Source organism: Lachnoclostridium sp. An14 (assembly GCF_002160755.1).
In the GTDB taxonomy this organism is placed as follows: domain Bacteria; phylum Bacillota; class Clostridia; order Lachnospirales; family Lachnospiraceae; genus Lachnoclostridium_A.
Genome location: NZ_NFLE01000078.1, coordinates 1 through 2,078, shown reverse-complemented (window position 1 = coordinate 2,078; position 2,078 = coordinate 1). Strand labels below are relative to the sequence as shown.

The 2,078-nt window shown below is 46.6% G+C and carries 1 protein-coding gene; it reads right to left on the bottom strand.

What is annotated here, in order from left to right; genetic code table 11:
- Positions 1–217 precede the first annotated feature (217 nt).
- Entirely contained in the window at positions 218–1,945 is a 1,728-nt protein-coding gene (locus B5E84_RS20150; protein ID WP_087226747.1) for an IS1634 family transposase, read from the bottom strand.
- Positions 1,946–2,078: the final 133 nt, after the last annotated feature.

Genomic DNA, 2,078 nt, shown 5'->3' with positions numbered 1-2,078 from the left:
AAAAGGAGCGGGAAGAATTTACCAGGCTGAAGGTCATAAAGAGGATGAAGGAGAAATCGTAACCGGTTTCTCCTTTTCCCATCTCCCATCTTTCTCTTTTCCCCAATATGTGTTAAAATCTCATCTTTGACACATATGAAGAAAGAAAAGTGCCACAACCCCTTGAAAATACTGGGCTGTGGCACTTCGTGCCATGGAATTGATATATGGTAATGTTTTACCTTCGTTTACTTTTTTTCTCGATTTCTTTCATCTTTCGTTTCGTTATAAACTGATAGTCTGTCCGGAATCCACAAGCCTCATGGAGCTCATCTGTCAGCCGGTTCCTCTCGTAGACAGGCATAAATCCCTGTTCTTCTATATCGGCAAAGTTCATTCCCCTCAGTACCCCCAGCAGCTGCTGTGTGGTACAGGGAGACTTCAGCTCCCGCTTCAGCAGCCGGAACAGCAGCAACGCCAGAAAACAGGTAAGAAAATGCGTTTTTATCCGGTCCTCCCGGCTCACATAGACCGGACGGGCTTCAAAATCCGTCTTCATCGTCCGGAAGCAGTCTTCGATCTGCCATCGTCCTTCACTCACCTTCAGAATCTCTGACACATCGTCATCCAGAAGGTCCGTACAGACCGCGTACAGCCCGTCATACTTTTCTTCTTCCGCTATCTTATCCAGGTCAAGATAGTAATGGATGTCTGCCTTTTCCCCTTCCCTGGTTACGGTAAGCCGGTTTACAAACCTTGCCGGATCGTTTGGGTTTTTCCGCTGCTTTTTCAGGGAACCACTGGCGATCATCTTTTCCGCCCGGCTGACCTGTTCCGCACGGACAGCTTTCTGATATGCTGCATACTTAGGGGAATAAGTGATGATTAGACGCTGATGGAGTTTTTTGGTTGTGTAAGGTTCGTCTTTATAAAACAGTTCCTGCCGGTCCTCTTCTGTAAGCCGGGAGAGATCAACAGACGAGTCATCTGACAGCCGTTTAAACCCTTTTCCGTCCAGGGCCCATTCACGGTCCTCTGCCGGAAGCTTTTTGATGGACTGGGTGACGATAAAGGAACGCTCTCCCATGTGGTTGAATACCCGGTTATCTTCAGAAGCCAGGCCCGCATCACTGCAGTAAATAAATTTCTGACAGCCGAACTGCTGGAGAATCTTCTGTTCCAGAGGTTTCATGGATTTCTGCTCATTCTGACTGCCGGGGAAAAGGGAGAAGGCCAGGGGAAGCCCGTCTCCGTCGGTAAAGAGTCCCATCTGGATGATGGGATTAGGGCGGTGCTCTTTGCTTTTGCCATACTTTTTGTCCCCGTCTTCCTGTTCGATCTCAAAATAATAATTCGTACAGTCATAATAGAGGAACCTGTCATTCCTTTTCCCAAAGAAAAAGCTGTTTTTATAGACCTCGGCCTGGATAAAATCGAGTTCCCCTGCAAGGATGGAAAGGGCCCGGTAAACGTCATGCAGCTCATAGGAAGGAGGCTCCAGGAAACGTCCGGCGGCCTGGAAGGAAGAGCTTTTGCTGGAAGGGTCCAGGACTCTGGCATAGACCAGGTCAGAGAGGATGGCATTGAGGTCAAATTTGAATTTATGCCGGCTTCTGATTTTCCTGCAGATGGAATCAAGCTTCAGGCCATAGTAAACAAACTGAAGGAAGAGATAGCCGCCGGTAAAAAGTTTCTGCCTGTCATAGTCCAGAAGCCTGTTGGAATGGAAAGGGATCATGACAACGGCATCTTCCGTTTCATTTTTGTATTTCTCCGTTTCCAGCCTCGCCTGTTCCCTTGCCCATGCCATGACACCGTCGCGGTCAGTATGGAGCATTGCGGAGAGGTCAGCGAGAGTCCCCAGCTTACGGATGATTTTAGAAGTACTTCTGCCTTCATTATTGATATAAGATTTCGCGATATAAAAGGACTCGGAATTTTTAGATTTAGTAGTCATAACTTTCATAGAGATCACCCTTTTTATTATAACATATAATGCCATAAAATGCTATATATTAAAACAAAAAAGTTGACAAAAAAAGAGCAGGACTTATGCGGCCTGCAAGGGATTTTCTTTTTATTCAACTGTCAAACACCCG

Coding starts and splice junctions, on each gene's coding strand:
- B5E84_RS20150 (WP_087226747.1), bottom strand. CDS start 1,945: ATGAAAGTTATGACTACTAAATCTAAAAATTCCGAGTCCTTTTATATC.